The sequence below is a fragment of the Iodobacter sp. CM08 genome, assembly GCF_033446605.1.
GTDB lineage: Bacteria > Pseudomonadota > Gammaproteobacteria > Burkholderiales > Chitinibacteraceae > Iodobacter.
Genome location: NZ_JAWQUO010000019.1, coordinates 12,773 through 33,470 on the forward strand (window position 1 = coordinate 12,773; position 20,698 = coordinate 33,470).

Consider the following 20,698-nt stretch of genomic DNA (forward strand, 5'->3'; position numbering starts at 1 on the left):
AAAGCAGGGGTTGCAATGAATAAGAAGGCGGTAGAAGGCTGCAAGCTAAAAACGTTGATGGCACTGTGTTTAATGGCTTGGGGAATAAATGCTCCCGCACATGCGGCAGCAAAAGTGGTGATTAGCCAGGTTTACGGCGGCGGCGGTAATAGCGGGGCGATATTTAAAAGTGATTTTATTGAGTTATTTAATGCGGGTGACCAGCCTGCAGATCTTACTGGCTGGAGCGTGCAATACGCTTCGGCAACGGGCAGCAGCTGGCAAAAAACAGCGATCAATGGGGTCTTGCTTGCTGGGCAGTATTACTTAGTTCAGCAGTCTACCGGCACAGGTGGCAGTGCAAATCTACCCTCTCCAGAAGCGACAGGCACCCTGCTGTTAAGCGCAAGCAGTGGCAAAGTGGCTCTTGTTAAAAATAATTTGCTTTTGGCTTGCGGCGCGCAGTGCAGCAGCAACGCTAATGTTTTGGATTACGTAGGTTTTGGTTCTGCAAACAATGCAGAAACTAACCCAACTGCGCTATTAAGTAATAGTACGGCTGCCCTACGCAAAAACGCAGGCTGCACAGATAGCAACGACAATAGCGCTGACTTTATAGTGACCACTCCTGCACCGCGTAATGGTGCAACCCTGCTGCATACTTGCGGTGGTGTATCTCCAACGCCTACCCCAACACCCACTCCAACACCCACTCCAACACCAAGCAGCCAACGCATCCATGATATTCAAGGCCATACGCATCGCTCGCCTTTAGAAAATACCGTGGTGAGCAATGTACCAGGGGTTGTAACCCTATTGGCAAGCAATGGCTTTTATCTGCAAGACCCGCTGCCAGATAACGATCCTTTAACGTCTGAAGGGATTTTTGTGTTTGTTGGCAGTGCGCCAACGGTGGTGGTGGGCGATTCGGTATTGGTTTCTGGCACAGTCAGCGAGTTCCGCCCAGGCGGCACGGGTGGTACCAATAATTTAACCACCACGCAAATCAAATTAGCCAGTGGCGGCGCTAGCAAATTGTCTAGCGGCAATGCGCTGCCTGCGCCCGTTATCTTGGCTAGCAATGTGCCAAATCAGCGGCTATGGCAAGGTAATGTGGCTGATATTGAGCAAGCCACTACGCTTGATTTAGCCAATGGCCTCGATTTTTATGAAAGCCTAGAAGGCATGCGCGTGCAAATTAATGGCGCGGTAGTGGTTGGCCCGAGCAATAAATTTGGCGAAGTGTTTGTCGTTGCAGATCACGGCAGAGCCGCAGGCCCGCGCTCACCACGTGGTGGGGTAGTGGTGACTGAAGCCGATTTTAACCCAGAGCGCATTAAATTAGCCGCAGGTGCAATCAAGGCACCTGCTGTTAATGTGGGGGATTGGTTCCCGCAAGCGGTGGGCGTGGTGGATTATAGCTTTGCTAACTATAACTTACAGCTTAGCGAATTAGCCGCTCCTGTGAGTAGCAATTTGCAGCCAGAAACCACGGTTAAACAGACTAGCGATGAACTAGCGATTGCCTCATTTAACGTAGAAAACCTCGATGCCAATGAAGGCGGGGCTAAGTTTGCTCGCTTAGCGGTGCAAATCGTACAAAACCTGCAATCGCCCGACATTCTTGGCTTGATGGAAATCCAAGACAATAACGGCGCGACGAGCGATGGCACGGTTGACCCAGCCCAAACCTTGGCCAAGCTCATCACGGCGATTAAAACGGCAGGCGGTCCAGCTTATCAATATCGCCAAATCAACCCCGTAGATGGCCAAGATGGTGGTGAGCCAGGTGGCAATATCCGCCAAGTTTTCTTGTTTAATCCAGCAAGAGTGAGCTTTATTGATCGTGCGGGTGGCTCTGCCACTCAGGGCATCGACGTGGTGGCTTGCCCAGAACAAGCCTGCCTGACTGCTAGCCCTGGCCGTATTGCTCCAACAGACCCAGCTTTTAATGCCAGCCGTAAACCGCTTACCGGCGAATTTTCTTTTAATGGCAACAAGCTGTTTGTGATTGCTAACCACTTTAATTCTAAAGGGGGAGATCAGCCTTTGAGTGGCCGTTTCCAACCGGCTAATCGCAGCTCAGAAGTGCAGCGCAATAAACAAGCACAAATCGTGGCTGATTTTGTTAGCCGGATTAACGCCTTGGATCGTAATGCCAATGTAGTGGTGCTGGGGGATATCAATGATTACCAGTTCTCTACCTCAGTACAGCGCTTAAAGGCGGTGGGCTTAGTGGATCTAGTTGAAACGCTGCCAGAAAACGAGCGCTACACCTACGTTTATGAAGGCAATAGCCAAGTGCTGGATCATATTTTGGTGTCGCCAGCCTTAGCCAGCCGTGCTCAATACGATGTGGTGCATGTGAATTCTGAGTTTGCAGATCAAGCATCGGATCACGAGCCAGAAGTAGCAAAGCTAACCCTGCCACAAGCATGGTTTGATATCACTGCGCGCTTTAGTCAGCAAAAATCAGGCTTGGTTTATAACGCGGGCAGCAAAACATTTAATGGCAGCCTTAGCTTGGCCGCGCAAAGCGTTGTAAGTGGCCCAGTCCGTGTGCAAATCAAAGATTTACCTGCAGGGGTAACGCTGGCAAATGGCGCTGAAGATGGCGTACTGCTTGCTAATATTACTGCCGGTACGGCGCTGGTTTTACCGCTTAAATTTAACAATCCGGCACGTGTTGCGATTCGTTTTACTGCACAAATTCTGGCTAATAAGGACTTTAAATAATGAAACATATCCTTAAACTAGCATTGGCTGGCCTTGCCTTGGTTTGCAGCAACATGGCTTCGGCGGCGATGTATCAAGTGGATGTGGATACTCGCGCTTTGGAAGGGCAGGGCGGTTTTGTAGCCTTGGGTTTAAATGGCCTAAGTGATTCACCTTTGGTTCGTGCGCTCGTTAGCCAGTTCCGTGGCAGCAGCTTTGGGCTGGTCGATAACAGCAACACGTTTAACGTGCTTGGGCAGCTTAGCTCTACTTTAAAGCTGGATAATTTGCAGCCTAATCAATTTACTCAGGGCGTTATCTTTGGCAAAAAACTACAGTTCAATGTTGAATTTGCAGAAAGCAATTCGGTAATTGGTTCAGGCACTAGCTTTGCTTTTTCTTTGCTAGATAAAAACTACGGCTCTTTGTTAAGTGCGGATCCATCGGGTGTTGCGGTGATGGCAGAATTTACCCCGGGCAGCGCAACGTCATTTAACAGCTTGCTTCGTGCCGATGGTAAGGCCGTGGCAACGATTACCCCCGTACCAGAGCCAGAAACCTACGCCTTGATTGGTTTGGGTCTATTAGGTTTGGCCATGCAACGGCGTAAGCGCAGCTCTTACATCAGTAAGATTTAATACGGCAAAGAGCTGGTTTCACTGCTTGTGGTTAAAAACGACCCTGCGGGGTCGTTTTTTATGTTTTGAAGTTGTTGTAAAAATAGAATAATTAATTTTAGTATTTAATTTGATTGTTTGTAAGTTTACTTACAGCAATGTGAAGGCGCGTAGCTATTTCTCATTATTGTGGTTTTTATTGCCGAGAGCTTTCTTACAGAGCTTCTGACGAATCGCTACATAAATGCGCTGATCGATGAAATTATATTTTTTTATGCCAAATAATTAATTACTCTGAGCTTATGCTTGCTTAGAAATTTAATTGTGATTTTTTGAATCCTGCTTGCTTCTTTCTATTTGATTTATATCGGTTTTTTTGGAGTGCAGGTCACGTAGTGAAAAGGCCTAATACCAATTCCACAAAAAATCATAGCTAAAGACGTTGGGGATATCTCTAGTAGGAGTACTCCTTAACGTGAGGTTTACTGCTAGGCAGCACTTTTAGACTCGGAAAGAGTTTTCTCTATTAACGTAGTAAGGTGGGAGAATCACAAATGCGATTGAAACAGCTCGGATATATTCTCGCTACGGCGTGTGCTTTGAATGCAGGGGCTGCAATGGCCGCCGGCAAAACTTTGATTTTTTGTTCTGAAGGTAGCCCAGCCGGCTTTGATCCGGTGCGTTATACCTCTGGCACGGATTTTGATGCCTCTGCTGAGCCTGTTTTCAATCGCTTGGTGCAATTTAAACAAGGCTCTACTCAAATTGAGCCAGGTTTAGCAGAAAAGTGGGAAGTATCGGCTGATGGCCTGACTTACACTTTTAACTTGCGTAAAGGCGTGAAATTCCACACCACGCCTTTCTTTAAGCCGACTCGTGACTTTAATGCTGATGATGTGGCGTTTACTTTTCAGCGCATGACGGATAAAAATCTACCGTTTAACAAGGCCGCACCTTCAGATTTCCCATATGTATCTGATATGAGCCTTGATACCAATATTGTGGGTATCGAAAAAGTAGACGCTTATACCATCCGTTTAAAACTGAAAGCAGTGGATGCGGCCTTCTTGCAAAATATCGCCATGTCTTTTGCCTCTGTTTACTCGGCTGAATACGCAGATAGCCTGCTGAAGAGCGGCAAAACGGCGCAGCTAAATACCATGCCTATCGGTACTGGCCCATTTATTTTCAAAAGCTATCAAAAAGACAGCAATATTCGCTTTGATGCCAATCCAGAATACTGGAAGAAAGGCGAAGTAAAACTGGATAAGTTAATTTTTGCGATTACCCCAGATGCTTCTGTGCGTTACCAAAAGCTGCAAAAGGGTGAATGCCATGTGATGGTTTATCCAAAGCCAGCTGATCTGAAAGCCATGCAAGAAAACAAAAGTTTATCCGTGCCTTCACAAGCCGGTTTCAATCTTGGCTATTTGGCTTACAACGTTCAGCACAAACCACTGGATAAATTAGAAGTTCGCCAAGCGCTGGATATGGCTATTAATAAGAAAGCCATTATCGAAGCGGTTTACCAAGGTGCGGGCCAGTCTGCCACTAACCCAATGCCACCTACTCAGTGGTCTTACAATAAAAAGCTAAAAGATGCGGCTTATGATCCGGTTAAAGCGAAGGCGCTGCTGAAAAAAGCGGGCATTGCAGAAGGCACTGAGATCACGCTATGGGCCATGCCAGTACAGCGCCCTTACAACCCAAATGCCAAACTGATGGCTGAAATGATCCAAGCGGATTGGGCTAAAGTGGGCGTGAAAGGCAAGATCACCACTTACGAGTGGGGCGAGTACCTGAAGCGCGGCAAGGCGGGTGAGCACGATGCAATCTTGGTCGGTTGGACTGGTGACAATGGCGATCCTGATAACTGGCTAGGCGTGAATTTGGCTTGCGCTTCGGTAGAAGGCAATAACTACGCTAAGTGGTGCAATAAAGAGTTTGACGAGATGGTCGTAAAAGCGCGCACTATTACTAATCAAGCCGAACGCACTAAGCTGTACGAAAAAGCACAGGAAGTCTTTAAGCGTGAGCTGCCTTGGACAACCGTTGCACACTCCACCGTTTACGTGCCACTGCGTAAAGAAGTGCAAGGCTTCAAAATCAGCCCATTTGGTCTGACTTCTTTCTCTGGCGTGAGTCTGAAATAACTATTTGATCTTCCATAGAACGGCCGCTGCGATTCGGGCGGCCGTTTTTGCGTAGTGCTTTTGTGTATGTTGATGTCATTGGCCTTTGCAGTTGCTGTTTTTGTGCTGAAGGTGTGTTTACGTAGCTAAAGTTTTTTATGTTTTTCGCAGCTAAAACTGCCGTGCGCCGTATGGAGAAATATCCATGTTTAGTTTTATTTTTCGCCGCTTAAGCGTCACGATTCCCACTTTTTTGGGCATCACCGTTTTAGCGTTTGCGCTGATTCACATGATTCCGGGCGATCCGGTTTTGGTGATGGTGGGTGAGCGTCGTTTAGACCCAGAATTTTATCGCCAAGCCCTGATTCGGCTTGGTTTAGATCAGCCTTTATATGTGCAGTACTGGCAATATCTGCTGAAAGTATTGCATGGTGATCTAGGTTTTTCTTTGGTGACGCATGAGCCTGTGATTAGGGATTTTTGGGCGCTGTTTCCTGCCACATTTGAGCTTTCAATGTGTGCCATGTTGTTTGCTACGGTAACGGGGCTTGCCGCAGGGATTGTGGCAGCAACGCGTCGCGGCACCGCGATCGACCATGCCGTAATGGGTACGGCCTTAACTGGCTATTCAATGCCGATTTTCTGGTGGGGCTTGCTGCTGATTATGCTGTTCTCGGTGCAGCTAGGCTGGACACCGGTTTCGGGCCGTTTAGATTTGGAATTTGATATCCCGCGCGTGACTGGCTTGATGCTGATTGATACGCTGATTTCAGGTGAAGAAGGTGCGTTTAAATCTGCTGTGATGCATCTGATCTTGCCAACCATCGTATTGGGTACCATCCCAATGGCAGTGATTGCACGCATGACGCGCTCGTCCATGCTAGAAGTGCTACGCGAAGAATATATCCGTACAGCCCGGGCCAAGGGTCTTTCTAAAACGCGAATTGTCTTGGTACACGCATTAAGAAATGCGCTGATGCCCGTGGTGACCGTGATTGGTTTACAGGTAGGCACCATGCTGGCTGGTGCCGTACTGACAGAGAGCATTTTCTCTTGGCCGGGTATTGGTAAATGGCTGATTGATTCGATTTCACGCCGTGATTATCCGGTGGTGCAGGGCGGTATTTTATTGATCGCTACGCTGATTATTATTGTTAACCTAGTGGTTGATGTGCTGTACGGCATTATCAATCCACGTATTCGCCATGCGAGGTAAGTATGTCGAACATTAAGTCTTTGGCCGCAGCTGAGCCCCTTTATAGCTATCCATCACCACTCAAAGAATTTTGGCAAAGCTTTAGCGCCAATCGTGGTGCTTTGGTTTCATTTATCTTTTTTATGCTGTTGGTTGTGGCCGCTTTACTTGCTCCTTGGCTCGCGCCACACGCGCCTAGCGAGCAGTATCGTGAGTTCTTTTTAACGCCTCCTGCATGGCAAACCGGTGGCTCTTGGCAGTTTTTTTTAGGAACCGATGAAGTAGGCCGAGATATTCTTAGCCGCCTGCTGCACGGTGCAAGGCTGAGCTTATTAATTGGCTTGATCTCGGTAACGATGTCGCTATTGCCGGGGATTGTGTTGGGGATGATTGCCGCTTTTTACCCTAACTTTATTGGCACCTCCATCATGCGCGCGATGGATGTAATGATGGCACTGCCTTCATTACTCTTAGCCGTGGCAATTGTGGCCGTGCTAGGGCCGGGGCTGCTGAATACGATTTTGGCGATTTCCGTGGTGAGCTTGCCATCTTATGTAAGGCTGGCGCGGGCTTCTGCCATGGGCGAGTTATCAAAAGATTATGTGATCGCATCTCGCCTATCGGGTGCGAGCAAGTTGCGCCTGATGTTTAACACCGTGCTGCCCAATTGTATGGCACCGCTGATTGTGCAAGCAACGCTGGGCTTTTCTGCCGCTATTCTGGATGCCGCTGCCTTGGGCTTCTTGGGCCTTGGCGCACAGCCGCCTTTGCCTGAGTGGGGCACGATGCTGGCCTCTGCCCGTGATTACATCGAGCGCGCTTGGTGGGTAGTGACTATGCCAGGGGTAACGATCTTAATCACCGTGCTGGCGCTCAATCTAATGGGCGATGGCCTGCGCGACGCGCTAGACCCAAAACTGAAAAAGCTAGCTTAAGGCTGCATTGTAGGGTGGGCAGGATTTTCTGCCCACGCGGCGCAAGGTGCGCCATACCGCGTGGGCAAGATAAAACGCCTTGCCCACCCTACTCAAGACAGACCTTTTTAAAGGCTTGGAGAAAATAATGAGTTTATTAGATATAAAAAACCTCTCCGTTGCGTTTGGTTCGGTTGATAAGCCTTTTCGGGCGGTAGAAAGCGTTGATTTCTCGATTAATCGTGGCGAGATCGTCGGGATTGTGGGCGAGTCAGGCTCGGGTAAAAGCGTCACCATGCTTGCCTTGATGGGCTTGATCGATGCACCGGGCCGAGTAACGGCGGATGAATTGTCTTTTGAAGGCAAAGACCTGCTGAATATGAAGGCCAACGATAAGCGCAAAATCATCGGCAAAGATATCGCCATGATTTTTCAGGACGCTTTATCTAGCCTCAACCCTGCCTATACCGTTGGCTATCAGTTGATGGAAACCTTGCGTCAGCATGAAGGCTTGAAGGGTGCTACGGCGCGCAAGCGTGCGCTGGAGCTGTTAGAAATGGTAGAGATCCCAGACGCTAAATCTCGGCTTGATGCTTATCCGCATCAATTATCTGGCGGGATGAGCCAGCGGGTGATGATCGCTATGGCGATTGCCTGTAAGCCGCGCTTACTGATCGCTGATGAGCCAACCACGGCGCTAGATGTAACCGTGCAAGCACAGATTATGGAGCTGTTAGTTAATCTGCAAAAGCAGCACGATATGGCACTGATCCTTATCACTCACGATTTGGCAGTGATTGCCGAAGTAGCGCAGCGCGTGGTGGTGATGTATGCAGGCCAGGTGGCAGAAACCAGCCCTGTGCCGGCGATCTTTGATTATCCTCGCCACCCTTACACGCAAGCTTTGCTCAGCTCCATTCCAGAGCACAGCAAGGGCGCACATCGCTTAGCGACTTTGCCAGGCGTAGTGCCGGGGCAATACGATAGGCCAGTAGGATGTTTGCTTTCGCCACGCTGCCCCTATGTACAAGAATCCTGTAAAACCAAACGTCCGGCGATTACCGCAGTGGGTGCTGGCACCGTGCGCTGCATTACACCACTGGATGAAGCGGGGAGACCACAAGCATGAGCGACTTAATCCAACCTATCCTAGTCGCCAGCGAATTATCGCGTCACTACTACGTATCGCGCGGCTTTATGAAGCCTGCTGCCACGGTGAAAGCACTCAATAGCGTGAGCTTTAGTCTGCAGCCTAAAAAAACACTGGCGGTGGTGGGCGAATCGGGCTGCGGTAAATCAACCCTAGCACGCCAGCTCACTTTGATTGAAGAGCTTACCTCTGGGCAGTTGCAAATTGCCGGTGTGGATACCGTGGGGGCTTCGGCCGCTGATTTAAAAATCCTGCGCCCTAAAGTGCAGATGGTGTTTCAAAACCCATACGCTTCTTTAAACCCACGTAAACAAATTGGCACCATGCTGGCCGAACCGCTGCTGCTGAATACCTCGCTGAGCGCCGCAGAACGCGAAGAAAAAGTACGCGCCATGATGACCCGCGTGGGCCTGCGCCCAGAGCATTATCACCGCTATCCGCATATGTTTTCTGGTGGCCAGCGCCAGCGTATTGCCGTGGCCCGCGCCATGATGCTTACCCCTAGCGTAGTGGTGGCCGATGAGCCAACTTCGGCGCTGGATGTATCGATTCAGGCGCAGATTTTAAATCTGTTTATGGATCTACAAGACGAGCTGGGTATTGCTTACGTGTTTATTAGCCACAACCTATCGGTGGTTGAACACGTGGCTGACGATGTGCTGGTAATGTACTTTGGCGTAGGCGTAGAGCATGGCCCGAAAGATGTGCTGTTTGATCGGCCACTACATCCCTACACCCGAGCATTGATGTCGGCAACACCAGCGATCCGCGCTGAAGATCGTGGCTCTAAAGTCAAATTACTGGGTGAGCTGCCTTCACCGCTCAACCCGCCAACAGGCTGCGCCTTCAACACCCGCTGCCCCTTTGCCACCGACCATTGCCGCAAAGAAGTACCCAAACTGCGCCCAATCGAAGGCCGCTTAGTGGCTTGCCACCGCGTGGAAGAAATTACAGTTTGATGGAATGCGCGTGGGCAACGCCCGCGACCCATAACAATACGCCGCCATACCCATATTGGGATGGCGGCGTATTGTTTTGCGGTGAGTCTAAAGGGGTTAGCTTGATTTACTTTCCTTTTGATTTCATCAGCTTTGGCTTGTGGTGGAGCGCTCAATTATCTACAATTATCAAAAAATCATAATTTATGAAATATTGATAATTAAAGGTAATAGTGATGAAAATCTACAGCTATAGACGCCCAAAAGTGGCAGAGATGTATTGCGATGCGCTCCAAGGGGATAGCTTGGTAGATAAAAGATCTGGCTTATTTCTAACAGCAAAGCGCAGGGTTGGAAAAACCACTTTTTTACGTGAAGATTTGCTGCCAGAGGCAAAACAGCGAGGTTGGCTGGCTGTTTACATTGATTTATGGTCGGATCGATCTCGGGATCCTGCGGAGCTGATCGCCGATGTGGTGAAAGAGACGATCTATCAGGAGTCAGGAGCCGTGGCTAAGGCAGCTAAATCAACCGGCCTCAGTAAATTTAGTGTTGCTGGGTTTTCTTTTGATTTTCAGGCCATTGGCTTGCCTGAAGGGATGACACTATTTCAAGGATTGCAGCTCCTTTACCAACTCACCAAAAAACCAATTCTTTTAGTTGTTGATGAAGCTCAGCACGCCTTGATTAGTAAAGAAGGTGAGGCCAGTATGTTTGCCTTAAAAGCAGCTCGCGATGGCATGAACAATAGCAATGATGCGCCCAAACTTATGCTGGTTTTTACTGGATCAAATCGCGATAAGTTGGCTCATTTGGTGATGAGCAGCAAAATGCCATTTTTTGGCTCAAGTGTGATGGATTTTCCAATGTTGAATCGTGAGTTTACCGATGGATATACCGCGCACATTAATAAGAGTTTGGCTTCGGATAATCAGCTAGATCCAAATGCCGTTTGGGATGCCTTTCAATTAGTGGGCTATCGACCTGAGTTTTTACGCAGTATTATTAGTGATGTTGCTTTGGAGATGCAGTCTGCTCCTGACTTGAATCAAAAAATTCAAGCGGGTGGCACTTTATTACAAAGTAGAATTTGGGCTGAAATTGAAAATGAATACACATCTCTTTCGGCATTACAGCAGGCGATTATTCGGGTGATGTCGGTTCAGCATGGCCAATTTAGCCCATTCAGTGCCAGCTCAATGGCTGAATATGGTGCGGTAGCTCAAGGCCTATCAACAGGGTCTATTCAGACGGCTTTGGATGCCTTACGAGAGCGTGGCATTGTATGGAAGGAGTCGCGCGGTGCCTATGAATTGGAAGATGAATCATGGAATACATGGCTTAAGATGAAAAATATCGTTCATTAATTTACTGGATTTCTCTAATGCCAATAAATAGCCAATCTACATGCCTTGAGTTAAAACAGCATAGCTTGGCCTTTTGGCAATCGGCCCTAGGGCTAACAAATGCAGAAATGCTTAGCTCTAAGCACGCAATTAGCCATGCTGGGCATTATTTATCCAAATCAGGCGAGCAGTCTATTTTCCATTTTACGCATTTAGCCAATGGTAAACAGGTGCTTGCACTACCCGAGAAAACGCTGCCACTGCTTGCTTCAATCGATTTAAATAAAAATCGCATGTTGATTGATGCCGCAATTCTAGCGGCAGGGTTTGTAGAGCAATATCGTGATATTGACTATTACCCGAAATCCAACAATCAAATCAATTCGTTTAAGTGCATAAGTAATAGTATTCAATGTCTAAATTCAAGCTCGCTGCTATTTAAAGAATTACTACCTGATTTTTTACGTCAGCAAACAGCAGAAGATCTTGATGTTTTAGATTTGGAAGATGACGAGGCCGTTGCCCTTGTGGCGGATGGTGCAATACAGGCCATTGCCCGTTATGTGCCATTAAAACTATCGCCTTTAATTGCGGACATCACGGTTTTAGTGAACCCAGGTGCACGACAAGGGGCACTGGCGACTACGGTGGTATCGCGCCTTTGCGAGCTTATTCTTAGCCGTGGCTTAATTCCCAGATATCGAGTTGCCCATGATCACTCTGCAAGTATTAAAGTCGCAGAAAAATTGGGTTTTACACCCCAATTTACCATTACGGCTTGGCGGATTAAGGCTGGGGATTCACCTTCCAACATAAATGCTTAAGTATGAGGCCCGAGGCTCGTTTTCTTCTATGTACTCATGCGCGTGGGCACAAAGACGTGCCCACCCTACATTGCATCCTGTCCTATCCACAAGGACAGCTCCCGCCATCTCGCTTATACTTCGCACCCGTCAGAAATATTATCTAAGGCCCATCATGTCCTTTGCCACTCTGGGGCTATCACCCGCCGTTTTACTTGCTGCTAGCAAAAAATCCTATATCACTCCAACGCCTGTGCAGGCGGCGGTGATTCCTGCTGTGCTATGGGGAGAGGATGTTTTGGCGCAGGCGGCCACGGGCTCGGGTAAAACCGCTGCTTACGTTTTGCCGCTGCTGCATCTTATGACGACGGGCAGTAGCAAGGTGCTGATTCTGGTACCCACGCGTGAGCTGGCGGTGCAGGTTGGGGACGAGATCAAAGGCTTGCTGGCGGCTTTAGGCAAAATGACTCGGCCTATCAAGCTGGTGACGGTCTTTGGCGGGGTGGCGATTAATCCGCAAATGATGCAGCTGCGTGGTGGGGCCGATGTGCTGGTGGCAACGCCTGGGCGCTTACTGGATTTAATCGATAAGAACTCGGTTCGGCTCGAGTTCTTTAATACCCTGGTGCTGGATGAGGCCGATCGCTTATTAGATATGGGCTTTGCTGCCGAAATTAACCGCATCTTGGCGCTGTTGCCGGCTAAGCGCCAGAGTCTGTTTTTCTCGGCGACTTTTCCTGACGAAGTAACAGCGCTGGCCGAGGGGATTTTGCATCAGCCTAGCCGCGTGACGATTGAAAACACCGAGATCAACCAGCCGGATATCTTGCAGCGCGCGATCAGCGTCGATGCCCATGCTCGCACAGCGCTACTGGCTCAGCTGATTCAAGACAATGGTGGGCAACGGGTGCTGGTGTTTGTGGCTAGCAAGCAGGGGGCCGAGCTACTTGCAAATCAACTTTACGCCAAAGGCATTAACGCCGCGCCATTTCACGGCGAGTTTAGCCAAGGAAGGCGTAATCAAGTGTTAGCCGAGTTTAAATCAGGCAATTTGCAAGTGGTGGTCGCCACCGATTTGGCAGGCCGAGGTATCGATATCGATGCGCTGGCTTTTGTGGTGAATTACGATCTGCCCAGATCCCCCATTGATTACACCCACCGCATTGGCCGCACTGGCCGCAATGGTGCAAGTGGCTGCGCAATCAGCTTTGTTGCCGCCGCCACTGAAACGCATTTCCGCCTGATAGAAAGCCGCACGCATATTCGCCTTGTTAGAGAAGTGATCGCAGGTTTTGAACCCCTACAAACTAGTGCGTCTGCCGTGCCGAATAGCGGTGGAGTTAAGGGGGTAAGGATGAGTAAAAAAGATAAACTGCGCGCGGCAGCAGCTAGGGAAGAGAAGGATTAAACATGTAGGGTGGGCACGATGTTGTGCCCACATGTAGCCACATCAATCTTCCTGATTATCCCTCTTGCTCAAACAAAGCCATATATGACATGCAGGTCAATGTCCTGTAGGGGCGCTGCTTGCTGCGCCCTTTTCAGCGAGGGCGCAGCAAGCAGCGCCCCTACGCGTTAGCACTATCTCAGGCCAACGACAAAAAATAAGCAAGAGACATAATCAGGTCAATCTTTACCCGTGGGCACAAACACGCGCCCACCCTAAGCAACAAAAGGTTAGTTTTTTAGCCCATCATCACCAAATATTCACCCGTTTATCTTCGCTTCTTAATGCCGCTTTATCGCAAGAAAATGCGGCGGCAAATTCTGGCATATTGGCGGTGGGGGCAAGTACACGGTATTTATCTGGTGAATGCGGATCGGTCAGTATTTGCATACGCAAGGCTTCATTGCGAACATTGTTTCTAAAGCTTTGTGCATTAGCAATAAAGAAGCGTTGCTCCTGCGTTAATCCATCTATTTTTTCCGGCTGTGGTTTGCTCGCCAGCGATTTCTGTAATGCGATAAAGGCAATTTTTAAACCGCCTAAATCGGCGATATTTTCGCCAGCGGTGAGTTTGCCATTGATATGTAATTCATCGATGGGATTAAATTCATCGAATTGCTTAGCAATCTTACTCACTCTAATTGCAAAGTTCTTTTTATCATCGCTGCTCCACCAGCTTTTTAAATTGCCATCGCCATCAAATTGGCTGCCTTCATCATCAAATGCATGGGTTAATTCATGGCCGATGGTGGCACCGGTATTACCATAATTGCTAGCGGTATCTGCCCCTATATGAAACAGCGGCGCTTGCAAAATGCCCGCAGGGAACACAATCTCATTCATGCTTGGGTTGTAATAAGCATTGACGGTAGAAGGCGTCATTCCCCATTCATTTCTATCAATTTCTTTACCTAATTTGGCAAGCTGGCGTTTGAATTCAAATTCATGGCCGTGTTTAATATTGCTCACATAAGATTCTTTACTGATTTGCAAAGTACTGTAATCTCGCCAAGTATCTGGATAAGCAATTTTAACGGCGATTTTATCCAGTTTTTTTAAAGCTTGCTGCTTGGTGGCATAACTCATCCAGTCCAGCGTTTTAATTTGCTCAGCCATAGCATATTTAATATTGCTGACCATATCTAAAGCTTCGGCTTTGGCTGCTGGGCTGAAGTATTCAGCGACATAAAGCTCACCTAATGCCTCACCTAAATTTTGATCTACACTTTTTAATACCCGCTTCCAGCGCGGCCTTAATTCTTTTGCCCCAGATAAGGTTTTACTATAAAAATCAAAATCTGCATTTACAAAAGCTGAGGAAAGATATTTAGCTCGGTTATGGACTAGATGCCAGCGCAAATAAACCTTCCAGTCATCCAAAGATACGGTGTTAATAATATGGTTAATATGTTTAAAGAATTTAGGCTGGGCAATATTCATATCATGCGGCACAGCAATGCTTAATTCTTCAAAGTAATCGCGCCATGCCAGGTTGGGGCTGAGTTTTTGCAAGCCTTTTGCGCTGAGCAGATGATAAGTCGCCTCAGGATCGCGCTGCTCTACCTTCGTCATTGAAGCATGGGCAAGGCCAGTTTCTAAACGAAGAATACGAATAGCATTTTTTTCAGCCTGCTGAGGCTTATCCCCCAGTAGGACAAATACCTGAACCAAGTGGGCTTTATATTGCTGGCGGATGGTTTTATTTTTACTATCCGTTTTTAAATAATAATCTCGGTCTGGCAGGCCCAAACCGCCCTGCGATAAATCGACAATATAGCGCAGAGAGTTCTTTGCATCTTGATTGATATTAAAATCAAATAAGGGATTAATGCCCTCGCTATGCAATTGGGCGATGGTGCGAATTAAATCTTGCCTTGTTTTGATTGCCGCAATTTGGCTTAGCCGCTCAGCCAGCGGCTGAGCACCAGCCGCCTCTATTGCCGTCTCGTCCATTCCGCTTAAATAAAATGCACCTACTTTATCCGCCACTGGATTGGGGCTGGTGGATTGTGCAGCCTTCTCAATAATCTTTTTAAGCGCATCCAGATTTTTTTCAGCCACCTCGTCATACGCCCCATAGCTTGCTCGGTCTGCCGGAATGGGATGCTCGGCCAGCCATTTACCATTGGCAAATTGATAAAAATTGCTGCATGGATCGGCCGCTCTATCCATTGTTGCGGCTTCTAACACCAAACTATTAGCGTGGCTTAAAGCCGATCCAGCAATAAATAAAGCCGTAATGGCGGTGCGAATTGGATTGGGCATGGCGAGTCTTTGAGTGGATGGTTTGGCTTTGAATCTACGCAGTTATGCTTTTAAAATATATTGGGGTAAGCGAGATGTAAAAAAATGCAGCATTAAGTAATGCTTGCCAAGTGATTGAGTCCTCAATATAGTTGTAAAAAACAACTATATTGAGATTGGCATGAATTCAAGAGCGCTAAGGGCCGTATCGCGGGATATTGTTCGTGAATTAGGTGTGTTTGCTAAAAAATGTGGAAAGGTCGATCTCAGCCCCGTTGAGGCGCATATTTTGATTGAGCTGGAAAGCGCTAGCTTCACAAGTTTGCAATTGGTCGAGCGCTTGCGCATTGATAAATCCAACGCCAGCCGAGTTTTACAAACAATGCTAGAGCAGGGTTTGATTGAGTGGCAGGCGCATCTCAGTGATAAAAGAAGTAAGCAGGCCGTGCTAACCCTGATGGGTAAAGAGCTATTACAGGCGGTGCATGGGCAATATGATGGCGAAATTAATCAGGTTTTACAGCAGCTAAGCCACGCCGAGCAGCAGGCTTTGGAGGCGGGTTTAGTTTTGTATCGGCAAGCTTTAGTCAAAGCCCGTGCCCAGCAAGGCTATCAAATCCGCCGAATGTTAGAGGCGGATAATCAGGGCGTAGCGGCGGTGATTCGCCAAGTATCGGCAGAGCACGGCTTGAGCGCGGCTCAGGGTTATGGCGTGGCAGACCCGTATTTGGATCAACTTTATCCATGCTATCAGCAGGCAGGCGCTGCTTATTGGGTAATTCAAAAGGATGCTGGTGAGCTACTTGGTGGTGCAGGTATTGCTCCGCTAGCGGGCGCTGTGGGATCAGTATGCGAGTTACAAAAGATGTATTTATTAAGCAGTAGCCGAGGCTTAGGTTTTGGCCAACGTTTGCTTAATATTGCCTGTGATTTTGCAAAGCAGGCGGGGTATCAGCAGTGCTATCTGGAAACCACGGCCAGCTTACCGGCAGCGCTCGCCCTGTATAAAAAAATGGGCTTTAGGCAAATTGCTGAGGCTATGGGCGACACCGGCCATCACTCGTGCGAGATTTTTATGCTGAAGGATTTATGGGAACCTCGAAAAACCCATCTGGTCTCATAATACTGCGTTGCGCATTAAAAAAACCTCCTTACATATCAACGCATATGCAGCGTCGATTTTTTTAATACGCGCCTTGTCTTATTTAGAAATATAGGCTTTTCGAGGCCCCCATGTAAAAAACAAAACCCCGCCTTTTAAAAAGACGGGGTTTATTTTTAGTGCCTTAAAGCCGTTTACTTCTTAGCTACATGGTGGCCGCCAAAGGCATTGCGCATCATGGATAGCAATTTAGCCACGTAATCGCCTTTACCTTGGGTGGTGTAGCGCTGGAATAGCGACGCTGCGATCACTGGAGCAGGAACGCCTAGCTCTACGGCTTCTAGTACAGTCCAACGGCCTTCGCCAGAATCGGGTACGAAAGGTTGGATGTCTTCTAGCTTGGTGTCGTTTTTTAGGGTGTCGGCGGTTAAGTCGAGCAACCATGAGCGAATCACCGAGCCATGACGCCATGTTTCAGCTACTGCAGCTAAATCAAGATTCAGCTCTTTTTTAGCTTCTAAGAGGGCAAAGCCTTCGGCAAAGGCTTGCATCATGCCGTATTCAATCCCGTTGTGAACCATCTTCACATAGTGGCCGCTGCCAGCCGGGCCTGCGTGAATCCAGCCACGATCGGAAGCCGGAGCCAAGATTTTGACGAAAGGTTCAGCCATCGCAAACGCGTCTTTTTCACCGCCAATCATGATGGTGTAGCCGTTAGCTAAGCCCCATACGCCGCCTGATACACCCGCATCCATAAACTTAAAGCCTTTGGCATTGAGTTCTTTAGCGTGGCGTTGCGAATCTTTATACATGGCGTTTGCGCCATCAATAATCAAATCACCTGGAGCTAATAATGAAGTTAGCTCACCAAACATGGTTTCGCTGATTTCACCAGCAGGCAACATCATCCACACCACGCGTGGGCTTGGCAATTCGGCAATCAGGCTGGCTACGGAGTCAAAACTGCGGATATTGGCGTGTTCAGCGGCAAGTTGGGTGCGCGTTTCAGCACTTACATCAAAGCCAAATACGGTGGCACCACCAGCGGCAAGGCGGCGAGTCATATTTGCGCCCATTTTACCGAGACCAATCATTGCAATTTGCATTTTGAGCATCCTTGTTTGTTCGTTTTCTCTTGCTTGGCTTGTGCCCAAGCGGGAATGTCATGCAGCATGAACCTTAGTCGCATGTCTGCCAATTGGGAATTATGGCACTATGCCTTGTGCGTAGTGGGAAGCAAATGCCTACAAAATGCGGTAAACGCCCTTTCTTACTATTTTTTAGCAATTTTGGGCTTATTTCAGAGAAATTGATCTCGATTAAAGCAGAATATGTTGCGATGCAGTATGATGAATAAGTGTCATAAAGCGTGTGGGCTTTGTGGCATGGTCGCTCTGTGTGTGGGTTGATTAAGGCGTGCGGTGCTGCTTTTTGCAGACGCACGCTTTTTTCTGCGCGTTATTCTGGCGTTTGTTTGATATAGCTTAAAAGGCACGGTGTCAGATGTATTTAAGCTCCCCATGTTTATCATTCGGGGGTGCTTATGGCCCTGCCACAACTTGTTTGCCCCGCTGGCAGCCTGCCCGCCTTAAAAACCGCGATCGACCAAGGGGCTGATGCGGTTTATTTGGGTTTTAAAAACGCCACCAATGCCAGAAACTTTGCTGGCCTTAATTTTAGCGATGCTCAACTGACGGAAGGCGTGCGCTACGCCCACGCTAAATGCCGTGAAGTGCTGATCGCGATTAATACCTATGCCCAGCCGGGGCGAGTTGCCGAGTGGCGCACATCGGTGGATAAGGCGGCTGATTTAGGCGCAGATGCCGTTATTTTGGCTGACTTAGGGCTGTTGGAATACGCTCACCGCACCCATCCCCATTTGCATCTGCATTTATCGGTGCAAGGCTCTGCCACTAATTTTGAAGCCATTAATTTAGCCCATGAATGCTTTGGCGTGCGCCGCGCCGTGCTGCCGCGCGTACTGACGCTGCCGCAAGTTGAATATGTGATTAAAAATACAGTGGTAGAGATTGAAGTGTTTGGCTTTGGCAGCCTCTGCGTGATGGCTGAGGGCCGCTGCATTTTATCGAGCTATGTAACGGGGCAATCCCCCAATACCCACGGTGTGTGCTCCCCAGCCAGCTTTGTTCGCTGGGAAAACCACGGTGATCGTATGGATGCGCGTTTGAATGGTGTATTGATTGATCGCTTTGAAGCGGGCGAGCCTGCGGGCTATCCAACCCTTTGTAAGGGGCGTTTTGAGGTGGCAGGGGATACCTATTACGCCATGGAAGAGCCAACCAGCTTGAATACGCTAGCTATCCTGCCGGAGCTAATGCGAATGGGTGTAGCGGCGATCAAGGTAGAAGGCCGCCAGCGCAGCCCATCTTATGTTGGGGAGGTAACCAAGACCTTGCGTATGGCTATTGATGCCAGCGCTGACCCTCGTTATTCAGTTAAACCTGCGTGGCAGGCGGCTTTAGATAAGGTATCAGAAGGGCATCAGCAAACGCTGGGCGCTTATGATCGGCCGTGGCGTTGATGCTTAATTATCACTCCAATACTGGCGCAAAAAAATGCTAAGCCTGAATGACAGAAACAAGCGTAATAGTGTTTAGTTTTCTCTGTAGAACGCTGTGCTCTTTGTGTTTGCTGTGCTTAAAGATTTAGTAATATTCTATTAACAGGTATTTATGAAACTCTCCCTCGGTCCCATCCTTTATTACTGGCCTAAGCAGCAGGTGTTAGATTTTTATGCCGAGGCACTGACTTGGCCTGTGGATGTGATTTATCTGGGCGAGGTAGTTTGCTCGCGTCGGCATGAGCTACGCAGTGCAGATTGGCTTGAGCTGGCTAAAACCTTGCGGGCAGCGGGTAAAGAGGTGGTGATTTCTTCGCAAGCCTTGCTGGAATCGGCCAGTGATTTATCTAGCTTAAAAAAGCTAGCCGAAGCGGGGGGGTGTATCGAGGCCAATGACTTGGGCGCGGTTAAAGTGGCCCGTGATTTGGGGATTCCCTTTGTGGCTGGGCCACATCTGAATATTTATAACGGTGTAGCACTAGATTGGTTTGCCACTCAAGGCGCAATACGCTGGCTGCCTTCCTTAGAAAGTAGCCAAGCCGATATTGCTGCCATTTTGGCGGAAAAAACCACCGCCATTGAAACCGAAGTCTTTACTCACGGCTATTTGCCGCTGGCATTTTCAGCGCGCTGCTTTACCGCACGCTATTACGGGCTAAATAAAGATGCCTGTGAGTTTCGCTGCCTAGATCATGCTGATGGGCAGTTGGTAGCTACGCGTGAAGGCCAAGGTTTTTTACGGCTGAACGGCATTCAAACCCAATCATCCGCCTGCCAAGCGCTGTATGCCGAGCTGCCACAAATGGCCGAGATGGGCATCGATATCCTGCGCATCAGCCCCCAAGCCACAGGCACGAGCGAGCTGGTGGCAGCCTATGCCCAAAAATGCAGTTATCCCAAGGCTATCCACGACTTTTCAACAGCTTATCCACAGGGGATTGTGAATGGTTATTGGCATGGAGAAGCAGGTATTAAGGAATGTATATGAAACGCTTACGTCAATTTATCTTATTAAAGCTACCAGAAGCGCCTCTTGCCATTGCTTTGGCGAGCAGTTTGAATCTGGTCAAAAGCAAGCTCTGGCCAGAGGAAGATTTTATATGGCTGGCTGGGCGAAATATTCGCTTAGAAGTGCTGGATATTGGTCGAGGCCTGACGCTGTCTTTTCAAAATGGCGGCTTTAAGCGCGGGACCGGCACAGCAGACGTAAGCTTTAGTGCCAGCCTTGCTGATTATTTGGTGCTGGCCCGACGCTTAGAAGACCCCGATACGCTGTTTTTTCAGCGCCGCTTAAGTATTGAGGGCGATACCGAGCTGGGGCTCACGCTAAAAAACTTGATGGACGCGACTGATTTTGAGCCGCTCCTAGCGTGGTTACCCAGCAGATTGCGTGCACATTTGCCGGTTTGATTGCCGTGTAGGACGGGTGAAACCCACGTATTTATTCAACATCACTCGCGGGTTTCACCCGTCCTACGAATGGCATAGTGCTTAAGTTGATAGGATTGGGCTGAAGTGGGGTGTTAGCTAGCTTA

General features: G+C 48.5%; 16 protein-coding genes. 14 read left to right on the top strand and 2 right to left on the bottom strand.

What is annotated here, in order from left to right:
* The first annotated feature begins 15 nt into the window (after positions 1 to 15).
* The 10 genes from R6242_RS12295 (at position 16) to R6242_RS12340 (ending at position 13,197) form a co-directional block, all read left to right on the top strand.
* Positions 16 to 2,715 (top strand): lamin tail domain-containing protein, encoded by a 2,700-nt coding sequence (locus R6242_RS12295; protein ID WP_318427213.1) that lies wholly within the window; start codon positions 16 to 18, stop codon positions 2,713 to 2,715.
* Positions 2,715 to 3,332, top strand: coding sequence for an NF038129 family PEP-CTERM protein (locus R6242_RS12300; protein WP_318427215.1), 618 nt, complete (start codon positions 2,715 to 2,717; stop codon positions 3,330 to 3,332). The genes R6242_RS12295 and R6242_RS12300 overlap by 1 nt, the downstream gene beginning before the upstream one ends.
* Before the next feature lie 533 nt (positions 3,333 to 3,865).
* A complete protein-coding gene (locus tag R6242_RS12305) occupies positions 3,866 to 5,464 on the top strand; it encodes an ABC transporter substrate-binding protein (protein ID WP_293933901.1) in 1,599 nt (532 codons plus the stop codon).
* 184 nt (positions 5,465 to 5,648) lie between these two features.
* Positions 5,649 to 6,659 carry an ABC transporter permease subunit gene (locus tag R6242_RS12310; RefSeq protein ID WP_293933904.1) on the top strand — a complete coding sequence of 337 codons (1,011 nt, stop codon included), beginning with the start codon at positions 5,649 to 5,651 and terminating at the stop codon, positions 6,657 to 6,659.
* Between the two features lie 2 nt (positions 6,660 to 6,661).
* Positions 6,662 to 7,573, top strand: coding sequence for an ABC transporter permease subunit (locus R6242_RS12315; protein WP_293933907.1), 912 nt, complete (start codon positions 6,662 to 6,664; stop codon positions 7,571 to 7,573).
* A gap of 127 nt (positions 7,574 to 7,700) precedes the next feature.
* Positions 7,701 to 8,681 carry an oligopeptide/dipeptide ABC transporter ATP-binding protein gene (locus R6242_RS12320; RefSeq protein ID WP_318427219.1) on the top strand — a complete coding sequence of 327 codons (981 nt, stop codon included), beginning with the start codon at positions 7,701 to 7,703 and terminating at the stop codon, positions 8,679 to 8,681.
* Positions 8,678 to 9,661 carry a peptide ABC transporter ATP-binding protein gene (locus R6242_RS12325; protein ID WP_318427223.1) on the top strand — a complete coding sequence of 328 codons (984 nt, stop codon included), beginning with the start codon at positions 8,678 to 8,680 and terminating at the stop codon, positions 9,659 to 9,661. Before R6242_RS12320 ends, R6242_RS12325 begins: the two co-directional genes overlap by 4 nt.
* A 215-nt stretch (positions 9,662 to 9,876) precedes the next feature.
* The gene (locus tag R6242_RS12330) at positions 9,877 to 11,007 is read left to right on the top strand and encodes a hypothetical protein (protein WP_318427225.1); all 1,131 of its coding nucleotides are present in this window, start codon (positions 9,877 to 9,879) and stop codon (positions 11,005 to 11,007) included.
* 17 nt (positions 11,008 to 11,024) lie between these two features.
* Positions 11,025 to 11,810 carry a GNAT family N-acetyltransferase gene (locus R6242_RS12335; protein ID WP_318427227.1) on the top strand — a complete coding sequence of 262 codons (786 nt, stop codon included), beginning with the start codon at positions 11,025 to 11,027 and terminating at the stop codon, positions 11,808 to 11,810.
* 154 nt (positions 11,811 to 11,964) lie between these two features.
* Positions 11,965 to 13,197 carry a DEAD/DEAH box helicase gene (locus tag R6242_RS12340; protein ID WP_318427229.1) on the top strand — a complete coding sequence of 411 codons (1,233 nt, stop codon included), beginning with the start codon at positions 11,965 to 11,967 and terminating at the stop codon, positions 13,195 to 13,197.
* 288 nt (positions 13,198 to 13,485) lie between these two features.
* Here the strand turns inward: R6242_RS12340 and R6242_RS12345 are convergent, their stop codons facing one another.
* Complete coding sequence (locus R6242_RS12345; RefSeq protein WP_318427230.1) at positions 13,486 to 15,501, bottom strand: M13 family metallopeptidase; 2,016 nt, start codon at positions 15,499 to 15,501, stop codon at positions 13,486 to 13,488.
* A 160-nt stretch (positions 15,502 to 15,661) separates the two neighbouring features.
* Here R6242_RS12345 and R6242_RS12350 point away from each other — a divergent pair, with 160 nt between their 5' ends.
* Positions 15,662 to 16,603 (top strand): bifunctional helix-turn-helix transcriptional regulator/GNAT family N-acetyltransferase, encoded by a 942-nt coding sequence (locus tag R6242_RS12350; protein WP_318427231.1) that lies wholly within the window; start codon positions 15,662 to 15,664, stop codon positions 16,601 to 16,603.
* A 173-nt stretch (positions 16,604 to 16,776) separates the two neighbouring features.
* Here R6242_RS12350 and gnd read toward each other — a convergent pair whose 3' ends face one another.
* A complete protein-coding gene (gene gnd / locus R6242_RS12355; RefSeq protein ID WP_318427233.1) occupies positions 16,777 to 17,688 on the bottom strand; it encodes a phosphogluconate dehydrogenase (NAD(+)-dependent, decarboxylating) in 912 nt (303 codons plus the stop codon).
* A gap of 437 nt (positions 17,689 to 18,125) precedes the next feature.
* Here gnd and R6242_RS12360 point away from each other — a divergent pair, with 437 nt between their 5' ends.
* The 3 genes from R6242_RS12360 to ubiT all read left to right on the top strand — a co-directional run bounded on the left by R6242_RS12360 (position 18,126) and on the right by ubiT (position 20,573).
* Positions 18,126 to 19,124 (top strand): ubiquinone anaerobic biosynthesis protein UbiU, encoded by a 999-nt coding sequence (locus R6242_RS12360; RefSeq protein WP_318427235.1) that lies wholly within the window; start codon positions 18,126 to 18,128, stop codon positions 19,122 to 19,124.
* A gap of 151 nt (positions 19,125 to 19,275) precedes the next feature.
* A complete protein-coding gene (locus tag R6242_RS12365; RefSeq protein ID WP_318427236.1) occupies positions 19,276 to 20,151 on the top strand; it encodes a U32 family peptidase in 876 nt (291 codons plus the stop codon).
* Positions 20,148 to 20,573, top strand: coding sequence for a ubiquinone anaerobic biosynthesis accessory factor UbiT (ubiT, locus tag R6242_RS12370; protein ID WP_318427238.1), 426 nt, complete (start codon positions 20,148 to 20,150; stop codon positions 20,571 to 20,573). The genes R6242_RS12365 and ubiT overlap by 4 nt, the downstream gene beginning before the upstream one ends.
* The last annotated feature ends 125 nt before the right edge of the window (positions 20,574 to 20,698 follow it).